The 25,812-nt window shown below is 58.0% G+C and carries 20 protein-coding genes; 17 read left to right on the top strand and 3 right to left on the bottom strand.

Going from position 1 to position 25,812, the window contains the following annotated elements; genetic code table 11:
• Window positions 1-231 precede the first annotated feature (231 nt).
• The 11 genes from LB462_RS11800 (at window position 232) to LB462_RS11750 (ending at window position 11,214) form a co-directional block, all read left to right on the top strand.
• On the top strand, window positions 232-687 hold the full coding sequence (locus tag LB462_RS11800) for a hypothetical protein (protein WP_224508044.1): 456 nt from the start codon (window positions 232-234) through the stop codon (window positions 685-687).
• Window positions 684-1,028 carry an Rdx family protein gene (locus tag LB462_RS11795; protein ID WP_224508042.1) on the top strand — a complete coding sequence of 115 codons (345 nt, stop codon included), beginning with the start codon at window positions 684-686 and terminating at the stop codon, window positions 1,026-1,028. Before LB462_RS11800 ends, LB462_RS11795 begins: the two co-directional genes overlap by 4 nt.
• Window positions 1,025-1,978: a sugar-binding transcriptional regulator gene (locus tag LB462_RS11790; protein WP_224508040.1), complete on the top strand. Its 954-nt coding sequence runs from the start codon at window positions 1,025-1,027 to the stop codon at window positions 1,976-1,978. The genes LB462_RS11795 and LB462_RS11790 overlap by 4 nt, the downstream gene beginning before the upstream one ends.
• Before the next feature lie 170 nt (window positions 1,979-2,148).
• Window positions 2,149-3,459: an ABC transporter substrate-binding protein gene (locus tag LB462_RS11785; RefSeq protein ID WP_224508038.1), complete on the top strand. Its 1,311-nt coding sequence runs from the start codon at window positions 2,149-2,151 to the stop codon at window positions 3,457-3,459.
• 106 nt (window positions 3,460-3,565) lie between these two features.
• Window positions 3,566-4,438: a carbohydrate ABC transporter permease gene (locus tag LB462_RS11780; protein ID WP_224508036.1), complete on the top strand. Its 873-nt coding sequence runs from the start codon at window positions 3,566-3,568 to the stop codon at window positions 4,436-4,438.
• 4 nt (window positions 4,439-4,442) lie between these two features.
• Window positions 4,443-5,273 (top strand): carbohydrate ABC transporter permease, encoded by an 831-nt coding sequence (locus LB462_RS11775; RefSeq protein WP_112525588.1) that lies wholly within the window; start codon window positions 4,443-4,445, stop codon window positions 5,271-5,273.
• Between the two features lie 12 nt (window positions 5,274-5,285).
• Window positions 5,286-6,284, top strand: a complete 999-nt coding sequence (locus LB462_RS11770) for an ABC transporter ATP-binding protein (protein WP_224508034.1) — start codon at window positions 5,286-5,288, stop codon at window positions 6,282-6,284.
• A 76-nt stretch (window positions 6,285-6,360) separates the two neighbouring features.
• Window positions 6,361-7,137, top strand: a complete 777-nt coding sequence (locus tag LB462_RS11765; RefSeq protein ID WP_224508032.1) for an L-iditol 2-dehydrogenase — start codon at window positions 6,361-6,363, stop codon at window positions 7,135-7,137.
• 59 nt (window positions 7,138-7,196) lie between these two features.
• A complete protein-coding gene (locus LB462_RS11760) occupies window positions 7,197-8,675 on the top strand; it encodes a mannitol dehydrogenase family protein (RefSeq protein WP_224508030.1) in 1,479 nt (492 codons plus the stop codon).
• On the top strand, window positions 8,672-9,358 hold the full coding sequence (locus LB462_RS11755) for an HAD family hydrolase (protein ID WP_224508028.1): 687 nt from the start codon (window positions 8,672-8,674) through the stop codon (window positions 9,356-9,358). The genes LB462_RS11760 and LB462_RS11755 overlap by 4 nt, the downstream gene beginning before the upstream one ends.
• 263 nt (window positions 9,359-9,621) lie before the next feature.
• Window positions 9,622-11,214 carry an FGGY-family carbohydrate kinase gene (locus LB462_RS11750; protein ID WP_224508251.1) on the top strand — a complete coding sequence of 531 codons (1,593 nt, stop codon included), beginning with the start codon at window positions 9,622-9,624 and terminating at the stop codon, window positions 11,212-11,214.
• Window positions 11,215-11,418: 204 nt separating this feature from the next.
• On the opposite strand, the gene polA is transcribed toward LB462_RS11750, so the two are convergent.
• Complete coding sequence (gene polA, locus LB462_RS11745; RefSeq protein WP_224508026.1) at window positions 11,419-14,370, bottom strand: DNA polymerase I; 2,952 nt, start codon at window positions 14,368-14,370, stop codon at window positions 11,419-11,421.
• A 749-nt stretch (window positions 14,371-15,119) separates the two neighbouring features.
• Between polA and LB462_RS11740 the strand changes: the two genes are divergently transcribed.
• From LB462_RS11740 to LB462_RS11730, 3 genes are all read left to right on the top strand, one after another.
• Entirely contained in the window at window positions 15,120-16,796 is a 1,677-nt protein-coding gene (locus tag LB462_RS11740) for an arylsulfatase (protein ID WP_224508024.1), read from the top strand.
• 336 nt (window positions 16,797-17,132) lie between these two features.
• Window positions 17,133-18,533, top strand: a complete 1,401-nt coding sequence (locus LB462_RS11735; protein WP_224508022.1) for a M20/M25/M40 family metallo-hydrolase — start codon at window positions 17,133-17,135, stop codon at window positions 18,531-18,533.
• 12 nt (window positions 18,534-18,545) lie between these two features.
• Window positions 18,546-19,163 carry a ribonuclease D gene (locus LB462_RS11730; protein WP_112525573.1) on the top strand — a complete coding sequence of 206 codons (618 nt, stop codon included), beginning with the start codon at window positions 18,546-18,548 and terminating at the stop codon, window positions 19,161-19,163.
• On the opposite strand, the gene LB462_RS11725 is transcribed toward LB462_RS11730, so the two are convergent.
• Window positions 19,164-20,279 (bottom strand): acyltransferase family protein, encoded by a 1,116-nt coding sequence (locus tag LB462_RS11725; protein ID WP_224508020.1) that lies wholly within the window; start codon window positions 20,277-20,279, stop codon window positions 19,164-19,166. It lies immediately after the preceding gene.
• Between the two features lie 337 nt (window positions 20,280-20,616).
• Here LB462_RS11725 and LB462_RS11720 point away from each other — a divergent pair, with 337 nt between their 5' ends.
• On the top strand, window positions 20,617-20,961 hold the full coding sequence (locus LB462_RS11720) for a hypothetical protein (protein ID WP_224508018.1): 345 nt from the start codon (window positions 20,617-20,619) through the stop codon (window positions 20,959-20,961).
• Window positions 20,927-23,116, top strand: a complete 2,190-nt coding sequence (locus LB462_RS11715) for a transglycosylase domain-containing protein (protein ID WP_224508016.1) — start codon at window positions 20,927-20,929, stop codon at window positions 23,114-23,116. The genes LB462_RS11720 and LB462_RS11715 overlap by 35 nt, the downstream gene beginning before the upstream one ends.
• A 214-nt stretch (window positions 23,117-23,330) precedes the next feature.
• On the opposite strand, the gene glpK is transcribed toward LB462_RS11715, so the two are convergent.
• Complete coding sequence (gene glpK / locus LB462_RS11710) at window positions 23,331-24,821, bottom strand: glycerol kinase GlpK (protein WP_224508014.1); 1,491 nt, start codon at window positions 24,819-24,821, stop codon at window positions 23,331-23,333.
• A 69-nt stretch (window positions 24,822-24,890) separates the two neighbouring features.
• Here glpK and LB462_RS11705 point away from each other — a divergent pair, with 69 nt between their 5' ends.
• Window positions 24,891-25,694 (top strand): SDR family NAD(P)-dependent oxidoreductase, encoded by an 804-nt coding sequence (locus LB462_RS11705; RefSeq protein WP_224508012.1) that lies wholly within the window; start codon window positions 24,891-24,893, stop codon window positions 25,692-25,694.
• Window positions 25,695-25,812 lie beyond the last annotated feature (118 nt).

The raw sequence follows: 25,812 nt of genomic DNA, 5'->3' as shown, positions 1-25,812 counted from the left end.
GTGTGCTGGACGAGCACTTCGAAAGGGGCTTCGGCAGCGGGCGAAGCAATTTACCCGGAGCCGAGGCCTCCCAAGCGGAACGGACGGGATCAAAAGACGCCGGACGGGCGGTCTTCGGATCGCATTTTTATTCTACAAAGACGCGCTTCGACGACCGCCCGTCTTCCCAACCATTCAATGGCCAGACTCGGGATGAGGGCGTGGCAAGGAACAACCGCAAGGAGGCGAAGCATGGGCAAGCAGAAACAGACTTCGACAGACAACATGATTCCATTCGTCGAGTTCATGCCGGATCCATTGGCGCCGGTTCCCCTGGAACGAGCGCCCCGCTGGCCCCAGCAGACCGATGAGCAATATGCTGCGCAATGGGAGATGACCAAGCGGGCACATCGGCGATGGGTGGTTGCGCTGTCGGCTTTTCAGGCAATGGCAACGATCTATGGCTACCACAAGACCTGCAAGAACCCGCAATGCCGGCGCAAGCACCGCTGCACCGGAATAAGGCTGGAGGAGAACGACGATTATCCAGTTCCACTGTTCCCGCTCTGCGGTACCATCGAGATGGCCGAACGGGCTCGTAGTGGGATCGTCGCGATGTCCCGCATCGTTGCCACGAACCATCGTGCAATGGTTGCCCCAGACGGCAGCTTACATCCGGGTGTGGAAATGCTAGAAGACGAAACATGACAACGAAACCGCGTATCACCATCACCTATTGCACCCAATGCAGCTGGATGCTGCGCGCCGCCTGGATGGGGCAGGAACTGCTGTCCACCTTTGGCGCCGATCTTGGCGAGGTGGCCCTGATCCCCGGAACCGGCGGCATCTTCGAGATCCATGTCAACGGCGATCTCATCTGGGAACGCAAGCGCGACGGCGGCTTTCCCGAGGCGAAGGTGCTGAAGCAAAAGGTGCGCGATATCGTCTGGCCCGAACGCGATCTCGGCCACTCGGACGGGCATAAAGCCACCCGGGTCCCCGCCAGCAACGAGCCAAGCGAGGCGCTTAAGGGTGGGGCAGACAAGTGAGTAAGCCGGAGGTTACCACGACCAGGCTCGACGACGCGGCGCGCGCCGGCTGGCTCTATTATGTCGCCGGCAACACGCAGGATGAAATTGCTGCCAAGCTTGGCATTTCGCGCCAGTCGGCGCAGCGCATGGTATCGCTCGCCGTGTCGGAAGGGCTGGTCAAGGTCCGGCTCGACCATCCGATCGCCCGTTGCCTCGATCTCGCCGAGCAGTTGAAGCAGCGTTTCGGCCTGAAAATGGCGGAAGTGGTGCCGACCGACCCGGGCTCAACCTCAACGACGCTTGGCGTTGCCGATGCGGCGGCGGCGGAGATGACGCGCTGGCTGAAGTCGGAAACGCCGATCGTTCTCGGCATCGGCACCGGCCGCACGCTGAAGGCGGCGATCGAGCTGCTGTCGCCGATCGAATGTCCGCAGCACAAGGTGGTGTCGCTGACCGGCAATATCGCGCCGGATGGTTCGGCGGCTTTCTACAACGTCATTTTCAACATTGCCGACAAGATCAAGGCGCGCTCCTTCCCGATGCCGCTGCCGGTCATCGCCTCTTCGCCGGAGGAGCGCGAGCTCCTGCACAGCCAGGCGATGATCCGCCCGGTGCTGGAATTGTCGGCGCAGGCGACTGTCGCCTTTGTCGGCATCGGGGACCTGTCGGAGGAGGCGCCGCTCTTCATCGATGGCTTCATCTCGCGCGAGGAACTTCTGGCGCTCAGGCAGGCGGGCGGGGTCTGCGAAATCGTCGGTCGCGCCTTCGACCGCAACGGCGTGCCGCTCAAGGGCCTGACCAATGATCGTGTCGCCAGCGCGCATATTCCTTCGCGCGACACCGCCATGGTCATCGCCATCGCCAAGGGACCGAAAAAGCTGCCGGGCATCGAAGCGGCCTTGAAAGGCAGTCTTATCAATGGCTTGATCACTGATGAGGCGACGGCGGAAACGTTGCTCGCGGGCTAAAGCAATTCCAGGAAAAGTGGGAACCGGTTTTCCGTCCGGAATTGCGTTAATAGGCAAAAATCCTTCTCATTATTGCAGTGCAGCGACGAATTGCTCTTGACTTGTTTTGCCGTTGTGTGAGTATTTGCCCATACCACAAGCAATTGCTCATAACATTCGGGAGGAATGAGATGTTATCAAGAACGCTTCTGCTCGGCGCGGCGTCGGTACTCGCCATGTCGAGTTTCGCGCATGCGGAAACGCTGACCATCGCCACGGTCAACAATGGCGACATGGTCCGCATGCAGAAATTGACCGAAGATTTCACCAAGAAGAATCCGGATATCCAGCTCGAGTGGGTGACGCTCGAAGAAAACGTATTGCGTCAGCGCGTTACCACCGACATCGCCACCAAGGGCGGCCAGTACGACGTCATGACCATCGGCACCTACGAAGTGCCGATCTGGGCCAAGCAGGGCTGGCTCCTGCCGCTCGACGGTCTTGGCGCCGACTATGACAAGGCCGACCTTTTGCCGGCTATCGATGCCGCCGTCTCCGTTGACGGCAAGCTCTACGCCTCGCCGTTCTACGGCGAAAGCGCGATGGTCATGTACCGCACGGACCTCGCCGAAAAGGCCGGTGTCAAGATTTCGGAAAAGCCGACCTGGGACGAGATCGCCGATGCGGCAAAGAAAATGACCGACAAGTCGACCGAGACCTACGGCATCTGCCTGCGCGGCAAGGCCGGTTGGGGCGAAAACATGGCGCTCCTGACCGCGATGTCGAATTCGTTTGGCGGGCGCTGGTTCGATGAAAAGTGGCAGCCGCAGTTCGATCAGCCTGAATGGAAGAAGGCGCTGACTTTCTACGTCGACCTGATGAAGGAAGCCGGCCCTCCCGGAGCTTCGTCCAACGGCTTCAATGAAAACCTCGCGCTGTTCCAGACCGGCAAATGCGGCATCTGGATCGATGCGACGGTGGCTGCGTCCTTCGTGACCAACCCGAAGGACTCCAAGGTTGCCGATAAGGTGGGCTATGCGCTGTTCCCGACGGGCGGCGTTGAGAACCATGGTAACTGGCTGTGGGCATGGAACCTCGGTATTCCTGCAGGCACAAAGAAGGCTGAAGCTGCGCAGAAGTTCGTCTCCTGGGCGACCGACAAGGCCTATACGGAGCTTGTCGCGAGCAAGGAAGGCTGGGCCAACGTTCCCCCAGGCACACGCAAGTCGCTTTACGCCAACCCTGAATACGAGAAGGCAGCTCCCTTCGCCAAGATTACGCTCGATGCGATGAATGCGGCCAATACCACCAAGCCGACTGTCAAGCCGGTGCCTTATACGGGTGGCCAGTTCGTCGCCATTCCCGAGTTCCAGGGTATCGGCACAGCCGTGGGTCAGCAGTTTTCGGCGGCGCTTGCCGGCTCGATGAAGGTCGATCAGGCTTTGCAGAGTGCGCAAGCGCTCACGACTCGCGAGATGACCAAGGGCGGCTACATCAAGTAGGATTCCCTTAGGCATCCGGACGGTTTCCTGACGCGAATGTCAGGCGCCGCCCGGGCCTCCTTCTGCATTCTCGCTTTTTTGATGATTGCTGTATTGGAACCTGACCATGGCTACGCTTCAGACACGTGCAACCGCCCGTCTCATGATGTCGCCCGCCGTCATCCTTCTGTTTTTGTGGATGATCGTGCCGCTTGTCATGACGCTGTATTTTTCGTTCCTCCGTTACAATCTTTTGATGCCGGGAACCGAGGAATTTATCGGCTTTCTCAATTATCAGTACTTTCTCACTGACCCGGCATTCTTCACCGCGCTCGGAAACACGCTCATGCTGGTCGGCGGCACCCTGCTGATCACGGTTATTGGCGGTATCTTGTTGGCGATCGTGCTGGATCAGCCATTCTGGGGTCAGGGTATCGTCCGGCTTCTGGTCATCGCGCCATTCTTCGTCATGCCGACCGTTTCGGCACTGGTTTGGAAGAATATGCTGATGCATCCGGTGAACGGCCTGTTCGCGTGGATCGCCCGTTCGTTCGGTTTTCAGCCTATAGACTGGTTCGCCCAGCTGCCGCTGTTTTCCATTATCCTCATTGTCGCCTGGCAATGGCTGCCTTTCGCCACGTTGATCCTGCTGACTGCTTTGCAATCGCTCGACGGCGAACAGATAGAGGCGGCGGAAATGGACGGTGCCGGCGCGCTTTCGCGGTTCTACTATCTGGTCTTGCCGCATATGTCCCGCGCCATCACCGTCGTTATCCTCATCCAGACTATCTTCCTGCTCAGCGTCTTCGCCGAGATTCTGGTGACGACCAATGGCGGTCCGGGCCTTCAGACGACAAACATCACCTATCTCATTTACGCACAGGCGCTGCTGCAGTTCGACGTGGGCGGCGCCTCAGCTGGTGGTATCGTCGCGGTGATCTTGGCCAATATCGTCGCCTTCTTCCTCATTCGCCTCATCGGCAAGAACCTGGAGAGGTAGAATCATGGCCCGCTCAGTCACAACACAGCGCAAGCTGACGTTCACCATCCTCGGTTGGGCTATCGGTCTGCTGATCTTCTTTCCGATCCTGTGGACATTCCTGACCAGCTTCAAGACCGAGGGAACAGCCGTGGCAACGCCTCCGCAGTTCCTGTTCTTCGACTGGACCCTTGAAAACTACCACGAGGTGCAAAGCCGATCCGACTATATGAAACACGTCACGAATTCGGTGGTGATCTCCGTCGGCTCGACACTCATAGGTCTGGCTCTCGCCATTCCTGCGGCATGGGCGATGGCGTTCTCGCCAACGAAGCGCACCAAGGACGTGTTGATGTGGATGCTGTCCACCAAGATGATGCCGCCGGTCGGCGTTCTGGTTCCGCTCTACCTGATTTTCCGCGATTGGGGGCTTCTGGACACGCGTCTTGGCCTTGTAGCAGTCCTGACCATGATCAATCTGCCGATCATCGTGTGGATGCTCTACACGTACTTCAAGGAAATCCCGGGTGAAATCCTCGAAGCGGCGCGCATGGACGGCGCATCGCTGATGAAGGAGATCGTCTATGTGCTGACGCCGATGGCCGTGCCGGGGATCGCGTCGACGATGCTGCTCAATATCATTCTTGCATGGAACGAGGCGTTCTGGACGCTGAACCTGACAGCCGCAAATGCTGCGCCGCTCACCGCCTTCATTGCGTCCTATTCCAGTCCCGAGGGCCTGTTCTGGGCCAAATTGTCGGCGGCATCCACCATGGCGATTGCGCCGATCCTGATCATGGGATGGTTCTCGCAAAAGCAGCTGGTACGCGGCCTGACCTTCGGCGCTGTGAAATAAGGGGGAAATATTATGGGTAGCATTACACTTGAAAAAGTATCGAAATCATTTGGAACCACAGCCGTGATTCCGGAAATCGATCTTGAAATCGTTGATGGTGAATTCGTTGTCTTCGTCGGCCCTTCCGGCTGCGGCAAGTCCACGCTGTTGCGGATGATCGCGGGTCTTGAAGATTTGAGCGGTGGCCGCATCATCATCGATGGCAAGGATATGTCGAGCGAGGCGCCCGCCAAGCGTGGCCTCTCCATGGTATTCCAGTCCTATGCGCTTTATCCACACATGAGCGTCTACGGCAACATCGCGTTCCCCCTGAAGATGAACGGCCAGGACAAGGCTGCCATCGACAAGAAGGTCAAGGATGCGGCGCATATCCTCAATCTCACCAACTATCTCGATCGCCGGCCCGGACAACTATCCGGCGGTCAGCGCCAGCGTGTCGCAATCGGTCGTGCAATCGTGCGCCAACCCAAGGCGTTTCTCTTCGACGAGCCGCTGTCCAATCTCGATGCGGCATTGCGCGGCAACATGCGGCTGGAGATAAGCGATCTGCATCACCAGCTGAAAACAACGATGATCTACGTCACCCACGATCAGGTGGAGGCGATGACCATGGCCGACAAGATCGTCGTCCTGAATGCCGGACGCATCGAGCAGGTCGGATCGCCACTCGACCTCTACCGTAGCCCGAGGAACGTTTTCGTTGCCGGGTTCATCGGCTCTCCGCGCATGAACTTGATCGAGGGGCAGGAAGCTGCCAAGCACAACGCGGTCACACTCGGCGTGCGGCCGGAACATGTCCGTATCTCGAAGACCGAGGGCGCCTGGAAGGGCACTGTAGGCGTAACGGAACACCTCGGCTCCGACACGTTCATCCACGTGCAGGTCGATGGCATAGGCAAGATCACCGTGCGGACGGATGGCGATTTCAGTACCGATTTCGGCCAGCAGGTGTTTCTCACTCCCGAACCGGCGCGGCTGCATCGCTTTGATGCGAACGGCCAGGCAATCTGAGCAATTCCAGGAAAAGTAGGAACCGGTTTTCCGTCCGGGAATTGCGAAATAAAACAGAGATAATGAGTACAATGAAATGAACAGACTGGCAGGCAAGACGGCATTTATCACTGGTTCGGCACGAGGCATCGGGCGTTCGTTCGCTGAGGCCTATATACGTGAAGGCGCCGCGCATGTGGTAATAGCCGACATCAATCTGGAGCGTGCGCAGGAGACTGCCAACGAACTTGGCAGCCAGGCGTACGCAGTTCGCCTTGATGTTACAGATCAGGCCTCGATTGATGCCGCGGTCAAGGAAACCGTTGACAAGTTTGGCGGCATAGACGTGCTGATCAACAATGCCGCTTTGTTCGATCTGGCACCGATCGTCGAAATCACCCGCGAAAGCTACGAGAAGCTGTTCGCCGTCAATTTCTCCGGCACGCTGTTTACCTTGCAGGCGGTCGCCAAGGCGATGATTGCGCGCGGCAAAGGCGGCAAGATCATCAATATGGCCAGTCAGGCAGGGCGTCGCGGTGAGCCACTCGTGGCGATTTACTGCGCCACCAAGGCTGCGGTGATCAGTTTGACCCAGTCCGCCGGCCTGAATCTCATAGAACACGGCATCAATGTGAACGCGATTGCTCCGGGTGTGGTCGACGGCGAGCACTGGGAAGGCGTGGATGCTCTCTTTGCCAAGTATGAAAACAGACCGCGCGGCGAGAAGAAGCGCCTCGTCGGCGAAGCCGTGCCCTATGGTCGGATGGGCACCGCCGAAGATCTGACTGGCATGGCAATTTTCCTTGCAAGCAGCGAGAGCGATTACATCGTCGCGCAGACCTACAATGTCGACGGCGGCAATTGGATGAGCTGACGTTTCCGCGGCGCGCTGAATGGTGCACGCAACCTATAAGAATAGAAGGGTTAGGCCCGATGACTGTAAAACTCTCGAAAGCGGCGCTGCAGAACCTGCCGGAGAAGGTCGGCGTTCCCGGCTATAGCCAGTCCGACCTGAAGGCCGGGATCATTCATTTCGGCATCGGCAATTTCCATCGTGCACATCAGGCCGTCTATCTCGATGCGCTGTTCAACGCCGGGACAGATCATGAATGGGGTCTTGTCGGTGCGGGTGTGCTTGCCTCCGACGAGGTCATGCGGCAGAAGCTGAAGGAGCAGGATTGGCTGACCACGGTCGTCGAACAGGACAGCGGACACCGGGTTGCCCATGTCACGTCGTCGATGATCGATTATCTGCAGCCCGGCGATAGTTCAAATACCATCACACGACTTGCGGATCCCGAAATCCGTATCGTTTCGATGACCATCACCGAGGGTGGTTATTTCATCGATCCGGCTTCAGGTGTGTTCAATCCGCAGCATCCGGCAATCGTGGCCGATGCAGCCGACATCGCAAACCCGAAAACCGTCTTTGGCCTTATCCTCGCTGGCCTCATTCGCCGCCGCAACGAAGGCACCGCGCCGTTCACCGTCATGTCCTGCGATAATATTCCAGGCAATGGCCATGTAACCAGCGATGCCGTCAGCGGCTTGGCCGCGCTAGTCGATGCGAATCTGGCAGAATGGATCAGGCAGAACGTTGCGTTCCCCAACAGCATGGTCGATCGCATTACACCAGCGACGACCGATCGCGAGCGCAACCTCCTGGCCACGGATTTCGGCATAGATGATAATTGGCCGGTTTTCTGCGAGCCATTCAAGCAATGGGTGCTGGAGGACCATTTCCCTACGGGCCGGCCGGCGCTTGAAAAAGTTGGCGTGACCTTCGTCAGGGATGTCGCACCCTATGAGCTGATGAAAATCCGCATTCTCAATGGTGGTCACGCGGCGATTGCCTATCCCGCGGCTTTGATGGATATTCATTTTGTCCACGAGGCCATGGAAGAACCATTGATTCGCGAATTTTTGACCAAACTTGAGCGGGAGGAGATTATTCCGGTCCTGCCGCCCGTACCCGACATGCCGTTCGAGGACTATTTCGACCTCATCGTGCGGCGGTTCTCCAATCCGAAGATCGGCGACACGATCCAGCGCCTCTGCCAGGACGGATCCAATCGCCAGCCGAAGTTTATTCTACCGACGACTGCCGACCGGCTGAAAGCGGGCAAGAGCATCACCGGCCTGTCGCTGGTTTCGGCGCTTTGGTGCCGCTTCTGCGCAGGGACGACCGATACAGGCAAGCCGACGAACTATCTCGACGCCAGCGCTGAACGCTTGAAAGTTGAAGCCTTGAAAGCCAAGGACGATCCGAAAGCATTCCTCGCGATGACCGATATTTTCGGAGAGGTTGGCACATCGCCGATTTTCGCCGAATCGTTCTCGCGCATCCTCCGGACGCTCTGGGACAAGGGCGCTCGCGAGACCCTCAGGCTCTACCTGGATGACAAGCTTTGACGACAGCGAAACCAGATCTGGTGATATTCGACTGCGACGGCGTTCTCGTCGACAGCGAACCGATTTCCATCGCTGTCCTGCTCGACATGATCGCCAAGAATGGCACTGTCATGTCGGAGGATGACGCCTACGACCGTTTTCTCGGGCGCAGCATGACGACGATCAGCAAGGTCCTGCATGAAGAATACGGTTTCGCCGCAAGCGAGGCAGATCTCGATGAGATGCGGGCCAATCTGTTCGCTCGCTTCGAACTCGATCTGAAGCCGATACCGGGTATCGCCGATACTCTCCGCAAACTTGATGTGCCGCGCTGCGTGGCCTCATCAAGTCAGCCCGATCGCATTCGCCTGTCGTTGAAATTGACAGGATTGCTCGGCCTTCTGGATCCGCATATTTTCAGTGCGACGATGGTAAAACACGGCAAGCCGGCACCGGATCTTTTTCTATTGGCTGCGAAAACGATGAAGGTCGAGCCGAAGGACTGCCTCGTGGTCGAGGATAGTCCGGCCGGAATCGAAGCGGCCAAGAGCGCCGGCATGCGGGTCTTTGCTTTCACAGGCGGCACGCATTCGCGCGGCGGACGGCTTGAGGCTGCACTTGCGTCCCGTCATCCAGACCGTATATTCAGCGACATGTTGGAGTTGCCGGGCTTGCTCACGCAGGCCACACCGAAAGTTCGTTGATGCTTAGAGCCTCTTGCGACAATATTGACGCGTTCTGCCGGAGGGAATTTGTGGACAAGGTCGAGGGGTTTGGCGAGGCCGATGTTTGTGCATCGGACGACGCCGAAGCCCGAAGGATTTGGCCCAAATTCACCCGGCCCTTCGGGTTTCCGGCTGGCGGCCAACCACTTTGTCAGGCGTCGTCGTCCGATGTACACACATCGGCCTCGCCACCTTCCGCGTGGATTGTCTCGCCATCCGAGAAACAGAACAGCGCCAATATTATCGCAAGAGGCTCTCAATTTGTCTGCGCGGTAGATGTCGGGACAGGGAGCGCGCGTGCGGGCATTCTCGATGCCAGTGGAAAACTCCTTGGTCGGGTCGAACATCCAATCCTGATGAACCAGCCGCTTGCCGGTCATGCAGAGCATGATTCGGAAGACATATGGAAATCCGTCTGTATCGCCGTACAGGGCGCCGTTGCCGCGTCCAAGGTCGATCCCTCCCATGTTGTTGGCATAAGTTTTGACGCCACCTGTTCCCTCGTCGTTCGAGATGAAGAGGGCAGGCAACTGACCGTCTCGACGTCCGGCGAGAAACGCTGGGATACAATCGTCTGGCTCGATCACCGCGCGCTGGATGAAGCGGATGAATGCACGGCGACCGGCCACAAAGTACTGAGCTATCTCGGCGGCGTCATGTCGCCGGAAATGCAGACACCAAAACTGATGTGGCTGAAGCGGCATTTGCCGGAGACATGGAACAAAGCCGGCTATTTCTTTGACCTTGCGGATTATCTGAGCTGGAGGGCATCAGGTTCGCTGGCCCGTTCGCAATGCACACTGACCTGCAAATGGACTTACCTTGCGCATGAGCTGGAAGGCTGGCAGCCGGACTACCTTGAAACCATTGGCCTGGAGGATCTGGTTGAGCGCGGCAATCTGCCCGAGCGTGCCAGTCCTGTTGGAGCAGATGTCGGACGGTTGACGCCCGAAGCCGCCAAGGCGCTCGGATTGACCACTTCCTGCCACGTCGGAGCAGGGTTGATCGATGCCTATGCCGGCGCGCTTGGAGTACTTGGCGGCTTTGCCGGCGATCTGTCGCAAATCGATCGCCACCTTGCGCTGATCGCTGGTACATCGAGCTGCCTTATGGCGCTGTCGCAGGAGCCGATCTCATTCAGCGGCGGCTGGGGGCCGTATTATGGCGTTGCTCTGCCGGATTGCTGGCTCAGCGAAGGCGGGCAGTCCGTAACCGGAGCATTGCTGGACCATATCACCCGCTGGCATGGAGCCGTTGGTGATCCGAACGCTGCCGTGCACAGGAAAATCACCGAACGGATCATGGAACTGCGCGAAAGAGAAGGGCCGGACCTCGCCAGCCGCCTGCACGTTCTACCGGATTTCCATGGCAACCGCTCGCCGCTCGCTGATCCGCACGCGGTAGGGGTGATCAGCGGACTGACACTGGACGCATCGTTCGACAGTCTCTGCCGGCTCTACTGGCGCACCTGCGTCGGGATTGCGCTGGGTGTCCGGCATATTCTCGATGCGCTGAACGACAAGGGCTATGCCATCGACACGATGCATGTCACCGGCGGCCACACCAAAAGTCCGCTGCTGATGGAGCTCTATGCTGACGCTACCGGCTGCACGGTGATAACGTCGGCAGCCGAAGATGCCGTACTGCTCGGCACGGCCATGGTGGCTGCGACGGCAGCGGGCCTCTATTCCGACTTACCTTCCGCCTGCATTGCCATGAAACAGGGTGGCCGGCCGCGCCAACCGGACCCGACCGCGCGCGCCCGTCTCGACAGGGACTACCGCGTTTTCCTTGAGATGCATGCCCAGCGCAAAGTGCTGGATACGCTTCAGTAATAAAGACGGCTCCGACTATCTCTCCCCTTGTGGGAGAGATAGGATTTTCTTGGATTTAGCCTCTTTGCTAAATTCTTAGAAAATCCAAGTGAGGGGATCTGGACCATAATTCACTATCCCCTCTCTTGTGATTTCTAGCACTTAGCAAGGGCTAAGATGCTGAAATCACATTCTCCCCCACAAGGGGGGAGATAAGACGAGTCTCTAATGCGCTTCATCCCAGTTATGCGCCGCCCGCGCATCAACATGCAGCGGCACTGACAACGACACCGCAGGCATGGCGGCATTCTCCATCACATGGCGGATGACCGGGATCGTCGCCTCGACCTCTTCCTCGGCAGTCTCGAAGATCAGTTCGTCATGCACCTGCAGGAGCATGCGCGCCGAGAGCTTGGCTTCATCCAAGGCTGGTTCCATGCGCACCATCGCCCGGCGAATGATATCGGCTGCTGAGCCCTGGATCGGCGCATTGATCGCGGCGCGCTCGTTGAATGCCCTATGTGTCGGGTTGGACGACCGTATCTCCGGATAGTGCGCGCGCCGGCCGAAGATCGTCTCGACATAACCATGCTGGCGGGCGAAGGCTTTCGTCGCTTCCATGTAATCCTTGATCCCCGGAAAACGATCGAAATAGGTGCGGATATATTGGCCGGCCTCCTCGCGCGGAATGGACAGCTGATTGGCGAGACCGAAAGCCGAAATGCCATAGATGATACCGAAGTTGATCGCCTTGGCGCGGCGCCGAACCTCCGAAGGCATATCCTTCACCGGCACGCCGAACATTTCGGAAGCCGTCATGGCGTGAATGTCGATGCCATCGGCAAAAGCTTGCGTCAGTTGCGGAATTTCGGCGACATGCGCCAGCACCCGCAATTCGATCTGGCTGTAATCGGCGGAAATCAGCTTGTTTCCCGGCTCGGCAATAAAGGCGGTGCGGATCTTGCGGCCCTCGCTCGTGCGCACCGGAATGTTCTGCAGGTTCGGCTCGGAAGATGAGAGGCGGCCTGTAGAGGTCGCCGCCATGGCGTATGAGGTGTGCACGCGTTTGGTCCGCGGGTTGATATAGCCGGGCAGGGCGTCCGTATAGGTCGATTTGAGCTTCGTAAGCTGACGCCAGTCGACGATCTTGCGTGGCAGCTCGTGACCCTCCGCAGCAAGATCTTCAAGGAGTTGGGCCGATGTGGACCATTGCCCGGTCTTCGTCTTGGAACCGCCGGGCAGGCCCATCTTGCCAAACAGGATATCGCCCATCTGCTTTGGTGAGCCGATATTGATCTTCTCGCCGGCGAGCCGGTAAATGTCCTCCTCGATCGCTGCGGCGGATTGGGCGAGATCACCGGACAGGCGCGAAAGTATCTGCCGATCGACGGAAATGCCGCGCTCTTCCATGCGTGCAAGCACAGGAATAAGTGGCCGCTCCAGCCGCTCATACACCGACATCAGCCCGTCAGCGACGAGACGAGGCTTTAGCAGACGCCAGAGCTGCAAGGTGACATCGGCATCTTCCGCCGCATATTCCGTTGCCCGCTCGATGGAAACCTTGTCGAAGGTGACCGATGACTTGCCCGAGCCGATCAACTCCTTGTGGGCGAGAGGCTTGTGGCCCAGCCAGCGATCGCAAAGACTGTCCATGCTGTGACTGCCTTCACCGGCATCGAGCACATAGGAGATGAGCATCGTATCGTCGAGTGGATGAAGATCGATGCCGTAGCGGTGCATCACCAGCCACTCATATTTCATGCTGTGCGCTATCTTGAGGACCGACGCGTCTTCGAGAAGCGGCTTCAACATGCGAAACACTTCGCGCTCGGGTATCTGGTGCTCGATCAGCCCACCGCCGAGGAGATCGCCGTCGCCTGATACGTGATTGATCGGGATATAGGCGGCACGTCCCGGCCGCGTCGCCAGCGACAGCCCAACGACTTCGGTCTGCATCGGGTCTGCGGACGTGGTTTCCGTGTCGAAAGCGATGACACCCGATGCCATCGCTTCGTCGATCCAGACCTGCAGTGCAGCAACGTCCCGAATGGTCGCGTACGAACTGCGATCGATCTTGGCTGCAAGCGCCTGGTCGGTGCGGGATTTCACCAGGTCGGCTGGTGTCCCCTCTACATTGCCAAAAGCTGGCTTGGCGCGGCTCGGTGCTGATGCAGCCGGTTTTGGCGGGCTGGGGGGACCGTCTTCGGATGCGATATCAAGGTCCGGTCCGTGCGCCTCTGCAACAGCCTGGATGAGCACGTTTGCCGGTTCGATCTCGCTGGCCTCGACGCCCGTTGCCTCTGCCGCCCGCCGCGTCAGCGCATTGAACTCCATTGCCTTGAGAAAGGCGACCAGCTTGGGGCCGTTTTGAGGTTCAAGGCTAAAATCCTCGATGCCGACGTCGACCGGGGTGTCCGTCTTCAAAGTTACCAACTGGCGGGAGATGCGGGCCTGTTCCGCATACTGGATAATGTTCTCGCGCCGCTTTTGCTGCTTGATCTCGCCGGCCCTTGCAAGCAGCGTATCGAGATCGCCGAATTCTTCCAGCAACTGCGCTGCCGTTTTCGGTCCGATGCCTGGAATTCCCGGCACATTATCGGTTGAGTCGCCGGTCATCGCCTGCAGGTCGATCATCTTCTCAGGCGGCACGCCCCATTTCTCGATGACATCGGGGATACGGATCTGCTTGTCTTTCATGCTGTCGTACATCGTTACCAGCGGCGTGACGAGCTGCATCAGATCCTTGTCGGAAGAGATGATGGTGACCTCCGCGCCGACCGCTTCGGCCTGGCGGGCATAGGTGGCGATCAGATCGTCCGCCTCGTAGCCGTCCTTTTCGATGCAAGGCAGGTTGAAGGCCTTGGTTGCCTGGCGGATCAAACCGAACTGCGGAATGAGATCTTCCGGCGGTGCCGAGCGGTTTGCCTTGTATTCCGGATAGATTTCCTTGCGGAATGTATGCGACGAATAATCGAAGATCACGGCAAAGTGTGTGGGCGTATCGCGCACGGATGTGTCGCGCGCTTCCCGTAGCAGCTTCCACAGCATGTTGCAGAAACCCGACACAGCGCCAACCGGCAAACCGTCGGATTTGCGGGTCAGAGGAGGTAATGCGTGATAGGCTCTGAAGATATAACCGGAACCGTCGACGAGGAAGAGATGATCACCTTTTTTCATGGCGCCTACGATTAAATGATGATCGGGAAAAAGGGAATGCGGTGTCTTTCGGTTTCGCGGAAACTACCCTTGGAAACATAATCATCCTGACATTTGCGCATCACACCTTTGTTACAAATATGTAATCTCTTGTGCCCTTGAATTGCCACGGTTTGCCCCCCAAATCCATACTTGTCGACGTTAGATCGATGTCCGGTTTATAAGGCTCGTCCCCCGCCTAACACCGGACTTGCGGCCAGCCTCATCCCCCTCTCCAGGGTTGACCGCAAAGTGAGTGTAGTGATCTGGTCGCCTGTGGTCCCCCCGCCACGGCGGCCATTTCTTTTGGGCATTGGGTAGCAAAGACAACCAACCAGGTTCTATGTGGCTGAAAAATAATGACCTTGCGTTGATTGTTTTAGGATCTTGCAAATTTGAATGCTATTTGGCGAACTTCGACTACTTGACGTTTCCAGTTTAAAACCAAGTATTTTTCGGTTCGCGGACGAATGTTACGGTTACGTACTTTACCGCTATCCAATATCCTTAGATGCTATCGCAGCCACCAGCACCCAGCCCGGAGAGCTGAGCGTTATAGATGGCATATTCATAGGAACTGTGCCCTGCCGAGATAGAGGCTAAACGCCGCCAATTTTTCTTGGTTCAGCGACGTTTTTGAGAGCGAATGTTTTATACCCCATCAGTCTAGCCCATCTCGCATTATGTCTGTTCCGGCCGCCGCACAGGCCACAAAACGGAGGAGAGCGGTCATGATTAAGAGAAGCCTGAAATGCTTGGCGCTAGCTGTTGCACTGGCATCCAGCGCTATCGCTGGGGCGCAAGCTCAAGACAAGAAACCCAATATCCTCGTCATCATGGGTGACGATGTTGGTTGGTTCAATATCGGTGCCTACCATCGGGGGATAATGTCTGGGAAAACGCCAAACCTCGACAAGCTGGCGTCTGATGGCATGATGTTCACCGACTATTATGCCGAGGCGAGTTGTACGGCGGGCCGGGCGAGTTTCATCACGGGTGAAATCCCGTTGCGCACAGGCCTGACGACCGTCGGTCAGGCTGGCGCAAACGTCGGCATGCCGGACAAGGCCGCAACCATCGCAGCCGCGCTCAAAACCGAGGGCTATGCCACGGGTCAGTTCGGCAAGAACCATCTCGGCGATCTGAACAAGTTCCTGCCAACGCTGCATGGCTTTGATGAGTTCTTCGGCTATCTGTATCACCTCGACGCGATGTCTGATCCCTATTGGTATTCCTTCCCGAACGACCAGTCGTACCGTGACAAAGTCGGCCCGCGCAACCTGGTGCATAGTTTTGCGACGGACACGGACGATGCGACCGAGCAGCCGCGTTGGGGCAAGGTTGGCAAGCAGAAGATCGTGGATGAGGGCCCGCTGGCACCCTATCCCGACATGTCTAATGTGCCCAACATGCACGACGTAACCCCCAAGGCCAAATATGACATGGGCACGTTCGACGAAGTGCTGGTCAAGGCTTCGTGCGACTTCATGGACAAGGCCAAGACCGACGGAAAGCCGTTTTTTGTCTGGCACAACACGACGCGCATGCACGTCTGGACGTTTCTGTCGCCAAAGTACCAGGCGATGATGAACAGCGACACCAACTACGGTCTCGAAGAAGCCGGAATGGCACAATTGGATGACAGCGTTGGCGCTGTCCTGAAATGTGTTGAGGATGCGGGTGCGACCGACAACACCATTGTCGTCTTCACCACCGATAATGGCGCTGAAGTATTTACCTGGCCCGACGGCGGCATGACCCCGTTCAAGGGCACCAAGGGCACCGTGATGGAAGGCGGCTTCCGCGCCCCGGCGATCATCCGCTGGCCCGGCAAGGTCAAGGCGGGCACGGTCGAGAATGGTATTTTCTCGGCTCTCGATTGGTTCCCCACGCTCGCGGCCGCAGCTGGCAGACCCAACATCACCGACGAACTTCTGAAGGGCGTGAAGCTGGGCGAGAACACCTACAAGAACCACCTCGACGGCTACAACCAGACAGACCTGCTGCAGGGCAAGGGCCCGTCCGCCCGCCAGGAATTTTTCTACTTCGGTGGCCCGCAACTGGGTGCAGTTCGCATCGGCGACTTCAAGTTCCAGTTCTACCAACAGCCGCAGGGATGGCCCGGTGGAAAGGTTACAACGGACATGCCGACCATGGTCAATATCCGTCAGGACCCATTTGAGCGCACACCATCGATAGGCCAGCAGAGCCTCAATGACCTCGGTGGAGGCTACATGAATGACTTCTTTGCGCGCGAGTTCTGGCGGTTCGTCAGTGTTCAGCAGGAGGTTGGTAAACTGGCCCTGACGGGGATTGACTACCCACCGATGCAGGACCCGGCGTCCTTCAACCTCGACGCTGTGAAGAGGCAGATCGAAGCTGCGATCAAGAACAAGCCGGGGAACTGACGAGGGAATGCGTTACAGTGCGGCGGGCGGCTCATTGCGGGTTGCCCGCTCGATTTGATGAGGTTCCAAGGGTGAAGAGCGCGCCCCGCATTTTCCAATGCGTGGTCTGTAGTGTTCCAAAGACGGCCTCCGCATCTCGTTTGATTGATCGTTTCGGGCCAACAGGGTTGCGGCGACTAGCGTTACATCCATCGCACTGCTCCTGATCTGCTCGATCAAAGCTATCCAATTCCGTTTCTTTTGCGCAATGGGACGCAGCAATTTTATGTGCCGCCGCATTCAAAATGCGCTAAGAAGAACTCCCTTCACGAATTCCGGCCAGAATCAGGAAATAGCATGTCAGCTCTCGAACCTGTGTTGAATACGCTCGATAATAATTTGGACAAAAGTCTGGAGCGACTTTTCGAACTCCTGAAAATCAAGTCCATCTCAACCGATCCCGCCTTTAAATCCGAGTGCCGCAAAGCTGCCGAATGGCTGGCTGCCGATCTGAAATCGATAGGCTTTGAAGCCAGCGTCCGCGACACACCCGGCCATCCCATGGTCGTCGGCCATCATGAAGGTCCAGGCGCCGACGCTCCCCATGTACTGTTCTATGGCCACTACGACGTGCAGCCGGTCGATCCACTCAATCTGTGGGATCACGATCCTTTCGAACCGGCGATCAAGGACGTCGGTAATGGCCGCAAGATCTTGACGGGTCGCGGCACATCCGACGACAAGGGCCAGCTGATGACGTTCGTCGAAGCTTGCCGCGCCTACAAGCAAGTGCATGGCAAGTTGCCGGTCAAGATTTCTATTCTCTTCGAAGGCGAAGAGGAATCAGGTTCGCCATCGCTGAAGCCGTTTCTCGACACTCACCGGGACGAATTGAAGGCGGATTTTGCTCTCGTCTGCGATACGGGCATGTGGGACGGAGAGACACCGGCGATCTCGGTTGGTCTGCGTGGTCTTGTCGGCGAAGAAATCGTCATCAAGGCTGCGGATCGCGATCTTCATTCCGGCATGTTTGGTGGCGCTGCCGCCAATCCGATCCGCATCCTCACCAAGATTCTTGCCGATATTCACGACGAGAATGGCGCGGTGACCATTCCTGGCTTCTATGACGGCGTTGAGGAAACGCCGACGCAGATACTGCAGATGTGGAAGGGGCTCGATGCCACGCCGGAGAATTTCCTGGGGCCAGTCGGCCTTTCGATACCATCCGGAGAAAAGGGCCGTTCGCTCCTCGAACTGATCTGGGCTCGCCCGACAGCCGAATTCAATGGCATCACCGGCGGCTATACGGGGAAGGGCTTCAAAACCGTGATCGCAGCCGAAGCCTCTGCCAAAGTGTCGTTTCGGCTTGTGCACAAGCAGGATCCGGCGAAAATCCGCGAAGCTTTCCGTGCCTTCGTCCGCGAACGTGTTCCTGCCGATTGCTCGGTCGAGTTCCACGAGCACGGTGCGTCGCCCGCAATTCAGCTTTCCTACGAATCGCCGCTGCTGAGCAAGGCAAAGAACGCTTTGAGCGACGAGTGGCCGAAGCCTGCCGTTTTGATCGCCATGGGCGGATCAATTCCGATCGTCGGGGATTTTCAGCGTATGCTCGGCATGGAATCGCTGCTCGTGGGCTTCGGGCTGGAGGATGACCGCATCCACTCACCGAATGAGAAATATGAGCTGACCTCTTTCCATAAGGGTCAGCGCTCCTGGGCGCGCATACTAGACGCTTTGGCAATTCCAGGAAAAGTGTGACAGGAAACGACGATGACAATCCGCTTTCACCGCAATGATCTGCCCGACCTCAAGCACTACCAGGTCGATGCCGTCGCCATCGACACCGAAACGCTCGGGCTCAATCCGCATCGCGACCGGCTCTGTGTCGTGCAAATATCACCGGGCAATGGTTCGGCGGATGTTATCCAGATCGACAAGGGTCAGACGGCGGCGCCCAATCTCGTCAAATTGCTTGGCGATGACGCCATCACCAAGATTTTTCATTTCGGACGATTTGATCTGGCTGTGCTTTTCCACGCTTTTGGGGTCATGCCGAAGCCGGTGTTCTGTACGAAGATCGCCTCGCGTCTGGTGCGGACATACACGGACCGCCATGGCCTGAAGGATCTCTGCAGCGAGCTTTTGGAAGTCAATCTCTCCAAGCAGCAGCAATCATCGGATTGGGGCGCCCCCGACCTGTCGCAGGCGCAGCTTGAATATGCCGCTTCAGATGTACTCTATCTGCACCGCTTGCGCACGATCCTGCAGCAGCGGCTCATTCGCGATGGGCGTTCCGAGGAAGCGGCCGCTTGTTTCGAGTTCTTGCCAACCCGCTCCAGGCTCGATCTGATGGGATGGGACGAGCAGGATATCTTCGCCCACAGCTAATTATTCAGCTGAAGCCAGCGCCCCTCTTGGAGCCGGAGCCCGATCGATATGGGCCCATTGCGGCCGCTTGAACAGAAACTGGCCATAGCCGCTCCACTGGATCAGCAAATAGAGAACCACTGGACCGATCACGCCGCAGATGACGGTCAGAAGCGAGATCGTTCCTATATCGGTGATAATGCCGCTCTTCAGGAGAATGGTACGAGCCAGCGCCATCGGCAGAAAGAAGGCGAGATAAACAACGATCGAATGCGCTCCGAGCCAGCGCAGCGGTTTCACGACGGCTTCCCACGACTGCGCCATGTGGGCAATCAGCGCGGAAACGGACACGATCGCCAGCGCTCCGGCACCTCCAGCCGCAAGTGAGATCAGCGGCACGTTAGCCCACCCGCCGAGTCCGCCCGACGTATAGGCCTCCGCGGGTATCCAGGCGGCGAAAGCCTCGGAAGCGGGCGTGAACACCAGCAAGCCATTGATCAATGCCCATACGCCAAGGATGAGGAGGGCGGTAACGGGCCGCTGCCGCAGCCATTCGGCTAGGCGGAATATCGCCGGCGCAAATGCATAGCCAGCGAAGAAATAAACGAAACGGCTGCAGAATTCATCGACCACCAGCCAGCCTGTATGGATCGGCAATGTTTCGAGCACGGCAGCGATCAGCAGGACCAGCCAGACATTGACGCCTTTGACGAGGCGCGTGACGACAAAGAAAACCGGCAGGAGATAGATGAACCACAACGTGCCGAATGGCTGGATGAAGGCTAGCAGATAGGCGGATAACGCTCCCCCTGTACCGTTCTCCGCCACGATGCCCGGCGCCTTGAACAGGAACTGGATGGTCAGCCAAAGCACGTAGAAATAGGCGAAGTGCACGATCTTGCGATCGGCATAGCGCAACCACGAGCGGTCGATGACAAGGCCAAGAAACAAACCCGAGATCATGAAGAAATCCGGCATGCGGAAAGGCTGGGCGAAAGCAACGACAGGGTGCATCCAGCCGCGCGCACCGGCTTCGTTCTCGACGCCAAGCACCGAATGCATCATCACGACAAAGATGATGCAGATACCCTTGGCGATGTCGACCCAATCGACGCGCGCTTTTTCACCCGTGCTCATAACTTTTTGTACCCCAGAACCCATTTCCCTTTGATACGCGAAAATTGAGAAGGGAAAGTAAAATTCGGGTGATAACAGAGCGAAATCGAAGAAACAAAAAAGCCGGGCAGAAGCCCGGCGAATTGTGAACGCTAAAGCGTCCAGAGGGGAACACGCAACGAGTGAAAATGGGAGGAGAACCACTCGTTACGCAAGGATTAAAGTAGAACCACCCGGGCAAGTTTTCAAGGGCCGCAAAATAATATTTTACGCGCGCGATAATTTTTATGCGAAATCCCCGAAATTATTACGTTTATTGGCTGGGAACAGAGGATTCCTGCAGGTCCTTGCAAACGCCATGTCCACGCAGCTGACAGCCGCCGAGGCGATATTGCGCTTCCGCGTCAGGGTTTGGATTGAGCCTCTGGAACGCGCCACCGCCACAACCGCTCAAAATCACCACCAAGCCTGCAAAAACGACAAAACGCATAATGTACTCCGTGAGATTGCACGTGTCAGACTAACCCCGGTTGGCCGGTTTCTCAATCGCGCGATAGTCCTCGATCCAAATCGCAAGTCCGGTCTTAACCGCACCTTAAATCGCCGCATTTACCCTGCAACGGGGCGCTTGCAACTATTCGGGCTCATCGGGGCGGGACTTCTCATCAATGGCATCACGCGACAAGGGCAGACAGCGCATTGAGCCGGGGTTCGGTACGGACCGCCGTTCGGGCGATGATTTGCGCGCAGATCCGGAGGACAGGCCTGTGGCAAAACGCAAGACGGCACGCAAACCGGCTAAATCGCAACGAGGCAAATCGCGTCGCGTCCGCAGCGGAGGCGGGTTTTTCGGTGCGCTGCGCCGTCTGGTCTATTGGTTATTCGTTCTGTGCATCTGGGGCGGCATAGCCTTGGCGGGCACGGTCATTTATTTCGCCGCAAAGATGCCGCAGACGACCACATGGGCCATTCCCGATCGTCCGCCCAACGTCAAGATCGTTTCGGTCGAGGGTGATCTGATCGCCAATCGCGGCGCTTCGGGCGGCGAGGCGATCAGTCTGCATGATATGTCGCCCTATCTGCCGGAAGCTGTCGTCGCCATCGAGGATCGCCGGTTCTATTCGCATTTTGGCGTTGATCCGATCGGCTTCACGCGTGCCATGGTTGCCAATGTCATGTCCGGACGGCTTGTCCAGGGCGGCTCGACCATCACCCAGCAGCTGGCCAAGAACCTTTTCCTGACGCCGGACCGCACCATCGAACGCAAGGTGCAGGAAGTCATGCTCGCCCTCTGGCTCGAGCAGAAATACACCAAGGATCAAATTCTCGAAATGTATCTGAACCGGGTTTATCTTGGTTCCGGTTCCTATGGCGTTGCCGCAGCCTCCCGGCGTTACTTCAACAAATCGGCCAAGGAAGTGACCTTGCCGGAAGCCGCATTGATCGCCGGGCTGTTGAAGGCACCATCGCGCCTGTCGCCTGCGCGTGATCCGAAAGCCGCGCGTGAACGGTCGCAGCTTGTGCTCGCGGCCATGCGCGAACAGGGCATGATCGGCGACAAGGAACTCAACTTCGCCATGAAACAGCCGGCAACCCGCGCCGCCTCCTATTGGAGCGGTTCGGAGCAATATGTTGCCGACCGGGTCATGGAAGACCTGCCGGATCTGATCGGCGACGTCCGCAGCGATATGATCGTCGACACCACTGTCGATCTCGGGCTGCAAAAGCTCGGCGAGGCGTCGATCCGCGATCTGATCAGCAAGAATGGCGAGAAACTCAACGTCTCGCAGGGTGCGCTGGTTTCGGTGGATGGTACGGGCGCGGTGCGGGCGCTGGTCGGCGGCTATGATTATGCCAACAGCCAGTTCGATCGTGCCAGCGAGGCCAAGCGTCAACCGGGCTCGGCGTTCAAGCCGTTTGTCTATCTATCCGCGCTCGAGCAAGGGTTCACACCCGAATCCGTACGCAACGACGCGCCCATCCGCATCGGCAACTGGACGCCCGGCAACTTCAACGGCAAATATTTCGGCAAGGTCACCTTGGCTGAAGCCCTGGCGCGCTCGCTGAATTCGGTTTCGGCGCAGCTTGTGATGGAGGTCGGCCCGACGACAGTCGTGTCGACAGCCCATCGCCTTGGCATCGAATCGAACCTCACGGCAAATGCTTCACTGGCACTTGGAACGTCGGAAGTCACACTTCTGGAACTGACCGATTCTTTCGTGCCGTTTGCCAATGGCGGCTACAGGGCGCCGCCCTATATCATCCGCCGCGTGACGACCAATGAAGGCAAGGTCCTGTACCAGCACAAGAACACGGCTACAGACCGTGTCATCGACCCGCGCAACGTCGGCATGATGAATGCCATGCTGCGCCAGACAGTCGATACGGGGACGGCGACGAAAGCCAAATTCGGCTGGCCGGCGGCGGGCAAGACCGGCACTAGCCAGAACTTCCGCGATGCCTGGTTCATCGGCTACACATCGAACCTGACGACCGGCGTCTGGTTCGGCAATGATGACGGCAAGCCGACGAAGAAGATCACCGGCGGCTCCCTGCCAGCCATCGCATGGAAAGACTTCATGGTCGCTGCACACAAGGGCGTGCCGGTGGCGCAGTTGCCGGGTGATTATCAGCTGCATCAGCAAGTCAATGACGGCAACGATATCTTGCCCTCTTCCGGGGTTGATCCAACAGTACCAGCCGCCGAGGGCGTGCCTTCCGCGCAACTCGATCCGGTCGGCCCGGTTCCTCCTGCGGATCTCGGGGATCAAACCGGCTCAACCCGGCCCGTGCCTCCCGGCGAGGTTGGCCACAAGGGCCGCAAGACGACGCTGTTCGATCTGATCATGGGCAATTGATTTGGATTTATATGCGTAGCGCCAACGTCGCCCCCTTACCCTCCCCCTTGTGGGGAGGGACGGAGCGAAGCGACGGGGAGGGGTCTTTCTTACAAAGTCGAGAGGCTAATTAAGCCCCTCCCTGCTGCTACGCAGCCTCCCTCCCCACAAGGGGGAGGGTTTGGCGGAATCGCTGGCAACATAGTCTAGCACCAGCCCCGCCATTCTTCAGGTGCTAACTCGTCAAAGTCCGCTTCACCGCCGTCCGCCATCCTGCAATTTTGGCCTTGCGCGTCTTGTCGTCCATTTTCGGCACAAACCGTATGTCGCGTTCCCAGGTCTTGGCGAAATCGCGCTTGCCCGGCCAGATGCCCGCCTTCGAACCCGCCAGCCATGCGGCTCCGAGTGCTGTCGTTTCGAGAATCGTCGGACGATCCACCGGCGCATCGAGAATGTCGGCGAGACGTTGCATCGTCCAGTCGGAAGCGACCATGCCGCCATCGACACGCAGAACGGTCTTCGTACCGGAAGACTTCCAGTCCTTGCGCATCGCATCGAGCAGATCGCGCGTCTGATAGGCAACCGATTCCAGAGCGGCGCGGGCAAATTCCGCCGGTCCGGTGTTGCGGGTAAGGCCATAAATCGCGCCGCGCGCCTCGGCATCCCAATGCGGCGCGCCAAGCCCGACGAAGGCTGGAACGAGATAGACGTTCTGGCTTGGATCTGCCTGATCGGCGAGTTTGCCGGTTTCGGGTGCGGAGCCGATGATTTTTAACCCGTCGCGCAGCCACTGCACGGCAGCGCCGGCAATAAAGATCGAGCCTTCCAGGGCATAGGTCGTCTTGCCGTTGAGACGGTAGGCAATTGTCGTCAGCAGCCGGTTCTTCGAAAGCACCATGTCGCCGCCCGTATTGAGAACGGCAAAGCATCCGGTTCCATAGGTGGATTTGAACATGCCCGGCTCGAAACAGGCTTGCCCGATAGTCGCCGCGTGTTGGTCGCCGGCCACACCGAGAATGGGAATTGAAGCGCCAAAGATGTCAGCTTCGGCAGCGCCGTAATTTGCCGCGCAGTCTTTTACTTCTGGCAGCATGGCGCGGGGGATGCGGAGAATCTCGAGGAGCTCATTGTCCCATTCATTCGTCGCTATGTTGAAGATCAACGTCCGCGAAGCATTCGTAGCGTCGGTTGCATGCACCTTGCCGCCGGTCAGCCGCCAAATGAGGAAACTATCGACCGTGCCGAAGAGTAGTTCGCCGTTTGCCGCGCGTTTGCGTGCACCGGGCACCTTGTCGAGGATCCATGAAAGCTTGGTGCCGGAAAAATACGGATCGAGCAGCAGGCCTGTCTTCTTCGTGAACGTCTTTTCGAGGCCCTGCTTTTTCAGCTTCTGGCAAAGCGATGCCGTGCGCCTGTCTTGCCAGACGATGGCATTGTGAATTGGTTTGCCGGTCTCCTTGTCCCAGACAATGACCGTCTCACGCTGATTGGTGATGCCTATAGCCGCAACGTCGCCAGCCTCTATCTTGGCGTTCTCGATCGCCACTTCGCAGGTTTTGAGTACCGATCGCCAGATTTCTTCCGGATCATGCTCCACCCAGCCCGATTGCGGATAGATCTGTGTGAATTCCTGCTGGCTCTTGCCCACAACCTTGCGGTTCTTGTCGAAAACAATAGCGCGGCTCGACGTCGTTCCCTGGTCGATGGCCAGAATATATCCGTTCATGCTTCCCCCCTTGATCTGCGCGCCACGATATTGGCTTCGCCCGGGCGGATCAATCGTTGCGACAATGATATGCCTCGAATTTTGCAGTGCGATAAGCTATTGCTGGTGCAACGGAGTATTCCCATGACCAACGAAGAACCACGCAAGGTACTTGTCCTGACGGGCGCGAGCCGCGGTATCGGCCACGCCACTGTCAAACGCTTCTCGCGCGCCGGTTGGCGCGTCATCACCTGTTCCCGCCAAAGCTTCGACGATAATTGCCCTTGGCCGGCTGGTCCCGACGATCACATAAAAGTCGATCTCGCAGACCCCGCCGATGTCGAACATGCGGTGTCCGAAATCAGGCAGAGGCTTGCCGTGGAGGGCGGTAAGCTCAATGCGCTGGTCAACAATGCCGGTATTTCACCGAAAAACAGTTCGGGTGCCCGTCTCGATTCCATCGAGACCCCCATGCAGACATGGATGAGCGTATTCCAGGTGAACTTCTTCGCGCCTATCATGCTGGCGCGGGGGCTTTTTGCCGAACTCGAGGCGGCGCAGGGATCGGTGGTGAATGTGACATCGATTGCCGGCAGCCGCGTCCATCCTTTCGCGGGCACCGCCTATGCCACCTCCAAGGCGGCACTGGCATCTCTCACACGCGAAATGGCGTCAGACTTTGGGCCGCATGGCATTCGCGTCAATGCAATTGCACCGGGTGAAATCGACACGGCGATTTTGTCCCCCGGCACCGACAAAATGATCGAGCATCTGCCGCTACGGCGGCTGGGTAAGACGGCCGAGGTGGCTGAAACGATCTACTTCCTTTGCACCGAATCGTCATCATATGTGACGGGTTCCGAGATCCATATCAACGGCGGCCAGCACGTTTAGAGCGCCGAGACTTACCCTCCCCCTTGTGGGGAGGGACGGAGCGAAGCGACGGGGAGGGGTCTTTCTCAGCGTTGCAAAAATACCCCTCCCTGCTGCTGCGCAGCCTCCCTCCCCACAA

Origin of the sequence: Phyllobacterium chamaecytisi (assembly GCF_020164455.1) — a bacterium.
In the GTDB taxonomy this organism is placed as follows: Bacteria; Pseudomonadota; Alphaproteobacteria; order Rhizobiales; family Rhizobiaceae; genus Phyllobacterium; species Phyllobacterium chamaecytisi.
This window is presented reverse-complemented; position numbering and strand designations above follow the sequence as displayed.

Coding starts and splice junctions, on each gene's coding strand:
- LB462_RS11800 (WP_224508044.1), top strand. CDS start 232: ATGGGCAAGCAGAAACAGACTTCGACAGACAACATGATTCCATTCGTC.
- LB462_RS11795 (WP_224508042.1), top strand. CDS start 684: ATGACAACGAAACCGCGTATCACCATCACCTATTGCACCCAATGCAGC.
- LB462_RS11785 (WP_224508038.1), top strand. CDS start 2,149: ATGTTATCAAGAACGCTTCTGCTCGGCGCGGCGTCGGTACTCGCCATG.
- LB462_RS11780 (WP_224508036.1), top strand. CDS start 3,566: ATGGCTACGCTTCAGACACGTGCAACCGCCCGTCTCATGATGTCGCCC.
- LB462_RS11775 (WP_112525588.1), top strand. CDS start 4,443: ATGGCCCGCTCAGTCACAACACAGCGCAAGCTGACGTTCACCATCCTC.
- LB462_RS11770 (WP_224508034.1), top strand. CDS start 5,286: ATGGGTAGCATTACACTTGAAAAAGTATCGAAATCATTTGGAACCACA.
- LB462_RS11765 (WP_224508032.1), top strand. CDS start 6,361: ATGAACAGACTGGCAGGCAAGACGGCATTTATCACTGGTTCGGCACGA.
- LB462_RS11760 (WP_224508030.1), top strand. CDS start 7,197: ATGACTGTAAAACTCTCGAAAGCGGCGCTGCAGAACCTGCCGGAGAAG.
- polA (WP_224508026.1), bottom strand. CDS start 14,370: ATGAAAAAAGGTGATCATCTCTTCCTCGTCGACGGTTCCGGTTATATC.
- LB462_RS11740 (WP_224508024.1), top strand. CDS start 15,120: ATGATTAAGAGAAGCCTGAAATGCTTGGCGCTAGCTGTTGCACTGGCA.
- LB462_RS11735 (WP_224508022.1), top strand. CDS start 17,133: ATGTCAGCTCTCGAACCTGTGTTGAATACGCTCGATAATAATTTGGAC.
- LB462_RS11730 (WP_112525573.1), top strand. CDS start 18,546: ATGACAATCCGCTTTCACCGCAATGATCTGCCCGACCTCAAGCACTAC.
- LB462_RS11725 (WP_224508020.1), bottom strand. CDS start 20,279: ATGAGCACGGGTGAAAAAGCGCGCGTCGATTGGGTCGACATCGCCAAG.
- LB462_RS11720 (WP_224508018.1), top strand. CDS start 20,617: ATGTCCACGCAGCTGACAGCCGCCGAGGCGATATTGCGCTTCCGCGTC.
- LB462_RS11715 (WP_224508016.1), top strand. CDS start 20,927: ATGGCATCACGCGACAAGGGCAGACAGCGCATTGAGCCGGGGTTCGGT.
- glpK (WP_224508014.1), bottom strand. CDS start 24,821: ATGAACGGATATATTCTGGCCATCGACCAGGGAACGACGTCGAGCCGC.
- LB462_RS11705 (WP_224508012.1), top strand. CDS start 24,891: ATGCCTCGAATTTTGCAGTGCGATAAGCTATTGCTGGTGCAACGGAGT.